This is a genomic window from Pseudonocardia sp. (genome assembly GCF_025965585.1).
Classification (GTDB): Bacteria; Actinomycetota; Actinomycetes; order Mycobacteriales; family Pseudonocardiaceae; genus Pseudonocardia.
Genome location: NZ_JAOPWR010000527.1, coordinates 1 through 3,013 on the forward strand (window position 1 = coordinate 1; position 3,013 = coordinate 3,013).

The 3,013-nt window shown below is 71.9% G+C and carries 3 protein-coding genes and 1 pseudogene; 2 read left to right on the plus strand and 2 right to left on the minus strand.

Annotated elements, in window-relative coordinates; all coding sequences use genetic code 11:
- A pseudogene (locus JWR81_RS32370) lies at nucleotides 1–253 on the plus strand (3-beta hydroxysteroid dehydrogenase); the annotation flags it as partial.
- Entirely contained in the window at nucleotides 250–1,041 is a 792-nt protein-coding gene (locus tag JWR81_RS32375) for an LLM class flavin-dependent oxidoreductase (protein WP_297661525.1), read from the plus strand. The pseudogene JWR81_RS32370 and the gene JWR81_RS32375, both read left to right, overlap by 4 nt.
- A gap of 185 nt (nucleotides 1,042–1,226) precedes the next feature.
- On the opposite strand, the gene JWR81_RS32380 is transcribed toward JWR81_RS32375, so the two are convergent.
- Nucleotides 1,227–1,961 (minus strand): glutamine amidotransferase, encoded by a 735-nt coding sequence (locus tag JWR81_RS32380; RefSeq protein ID WP_297661527.1) that lies wholly within the window; start codon nucleotides 1,959–1,961, stop codon nucleotides 1,227–1,229.
- Nucleotides 1,961–3,013 (minus strand): Mur ligase family protein (locus JWR81_RS32385; RefSeq protein WP_297661529.1); only part of this gene is annotated, 1,053 nt, incomplete at its 5' end. The genes JWR81_RS32380 and JWR81_RS32385, both read right to left, overlap by 1 nt.

Sequence of the window (3,013 nt, forward strand, 5' to 3'; positions counted from 1 at the left end):
GCACGGGGTCGCGGACGAGGGCGTGCCAATCCGCGACGTCGCGAAGGTGATCGGGCGGCATCTCGACCTCCCGGTGGTCGCCGTCTCCCCCGCCGAGGCAGGCGAGCATTTCAGCTGGCTGGCCGGCCCCCTCGCGGTTGACGGCCCGGCCTCGAGCGCACTGACCCGCGACCTGCTGGGGTGGCAACCGGCGCACCCCGGGCTCATCGACGACCTCGACAAGGGCCACTACTTCCACAACCCATCCGCATGATCAGCCGCGCCGCAACCGCCATGGGGAGCACCACCACGGTCGAGGCGATCCGGCGTGCTCTGGGGCCGGTCGGCGCGTTCCTGCCGGTCCCGACCACCAGCGCACCACCAGCCGACCTGCAGCGCGACGCGGTCCGCCGGCTGGAACGCGCCGGCTACCGCGCCGCGTGGACCAACGAGGGGATCGGCAAGGACGCCCTCGTGCAGCTGGCCGTGCTCCTCGCCGCCACCGAGAAGATGGCGTTCGGTACCGGCATCGCCAACATCTGGGCCAGGTCACCGCAGACCACACACGGCGCGGCGGCCCTGCTGGCCCAGGCCTACCCCGGCCGGCTCGTGCTCGGCCTGGGCGTCGGCTACCCCGAACAGGCTGCGAGCGTCGGCCGGGAGTACGGCACCCCACTGGCCACGATGCGCGACTACCTGGAACAGATGACCGGCCCGGCCCAACTGCCCGCACCCGACGCGGCCTACCCCTGCATCATCGCCGCGAACGGCCCGAAGATGCTCACGCTGGCCGGCGAGATCACCGACGGGGCGATGCCCGCCATGGTGCAGCCCGAGTTCACCGCGCAGGCCAGGCGACTGCTCGGTCCGGACAAGCTCCTGGTCATCCTGGTGGCGGCGAGCATCGGGCAGGGCGCCACGGCGACGATCGCAGCCACGGTGCGCGAGCACATCGCCGCCGGCGCGGACCACGTGACGGTGGGCATGCCGATCGGCACCGACTTCACCACCGGCGTGAACCACCTGGAACAACTCGCCCCGGCACTGCTCGAGCCGATCTGATCACCGCACCCGGCACCGGGCCAACGACGCCACCGGCGATCTCCAGAACGCGCTCCCGCACGGGATGCCCGACGGGACCGGACGGGTGGCCGGGACGCGTCCCCACGCAGAGGCCCCTGACCGATGGCACGATGCGGTGCACCAGCCGCTGCCGGTGTCTCTGTGGCTGCCGAGGATCGACGAGGTCAGCGCGCTGATCGCGTGAGGTAGGTCCGGCGTAGTGCATGCTGGTCAGGGAGCTCGAGTGGTTCCAGGGTGCGGCCGGTGGCCATCTGCAGGATGTGGTCGGCGAGTGCGGGGTTGCGGGCGAGGACCGGCCCGTGCAGGTAGGTGCCGATGATCCGGTCGGCGACCACACCGTCGCCGGGGTGCCCGCTGCGGTCGAGGGTGCCGTTCCCGACCCCGCGCACGACTTGGCCGAGCGGCTGCAGGCCGTCACCGAGGGTGCTGACGCCCTGGTGGTTCTCGAACCCGGTGAGCTGACCGACCCCGGGGATCGCGCATGTCGTGACGACTTCACCGACCGCGCGGCGCCGTCCGGGCACGGTGGTGAGGTCGAGCAGGCCCAGCCCGGGATAGGTGTGTCCGCTTCGGTCGGACATGGACCGGCCCATGATCTGCAATCCGGCGCAGACCGCCAGCGTCACGGCCGTCGTCGCCATCGCCTCCGGCAGCGCCGGGTATCGGGCCAGCCAGCGGGTAGCGGCGGTCTGGGCGCTGTCCTCACCTCCCCCGAGCAGGTACACGTCGCAGCCGGTCGGGGGCGCGGTAGCGGTGGCGGTGATGTCGAGTACCCGAGCGGGGATCCCCCGCCAGCGGGCTCGTTGGGCGAGGACCACGGCGTTACCCGAGTCGGAGTAGGTCCCCAACGCGTCGGGCAGCAGCACGCCGATGACCAGAGTCGAGTCGGACGAGCCCATCACGTCGCCCCGGCCGAGGTTCCCGATGCGAGGCGCCGGCGCAGGTCGTGGAACGCCGAGTAGTTGGCGACGACGTCGACCTTCCCCGGGGCCATCCCGGCCAGGGCGACGAGGGGATCGACCACCGTGGTGTGCGGGACGTCGGCGTAGCTCAGGCGGATACCGAGGTCTGCGGCGCGCTCGCCGCACGCCACCACGCTCGGGGATCGCAGTCCGTCGAACCCGACGTCCCACAGCCAGGAGGTATCACGGCCATCGGCCTCCCGGGCGTTCACAACGATCATCAGCGGCTTCGCCTCGTCAATCACCCCGAGGGTCTCCGCCCACCCGGCTGGATTCTTCGCCAGCAGCAACCGCAGCTCGTGCTGGCCGTACCCGATCAGCGCGTAGCGCCCCGCCACGTCCTCGATACGCGACATCGCGTCCGACGCCGTGACGGGATCGGCGCCGAAGTGGGCCGCGGCCGCGATCGCCATCACCGCGTTCCCCCGGTTGAACCGCCCCGGCAGACGCAAGTGGATCGCTGCCACCGTTCCATCCACCGACACCGCCGCCCCCTGCCCCGTGACGCCGTCGGGGTGGCTCGACGACCGCGTGGTCCACGACGGGGCCGGCCGGGCCAGCCCGCAGAGACACGACCACTGCACCACGGTGGTGTCCAGGGCGCTTCCGCATCGAGGACACGTCATCGTGTCGCCGGCCCATCCCGATCCGGCCGACACCCATACCGGCCGCGCCGCCGACGACGCCGCCCACACCACCATCGGATCGTCGACGTTCGCGACCACCGCAGTTCGAGGATGCCGGATCAGCGCCGCCGACAACGCCGCCGCGACAGCGCGGACCTCGTTGCCGCGGTCCAGCTGGTCACGGCTGAGGTTGAGCAGCACGATCACAGCAGGGTCCACGGCCTCCGCGACGGCCGCGAGGTGCAGTTCGTCCACCTCGATCACCGCGAATCGCGTGTCGCGATCGCGGGCCAGCGCGGCAACCGCGCCGTCGGCCATGTTGGAGCCCGACGCGTTGTGAGCCACCGTCCCGAGCTCACGCAG

Excerpts from the sequence above, each read along its gene's own strand:
- JWR81_RS32375 (WP_297661525.1), top strand. The coding sequence starts at position 250 with ATGATCAGCCGCGCCGCAACCGCCATGGGGAGCACCACCACGGTCGAG.
- JWR81_RS32380 (WP_297661527.1), bottom strand. The coding sequence starts at position 1,961 with ATGGGCTCGTCCGACTCGACTCTGGTCATCGGCGTGCTGCTGCCCGAC.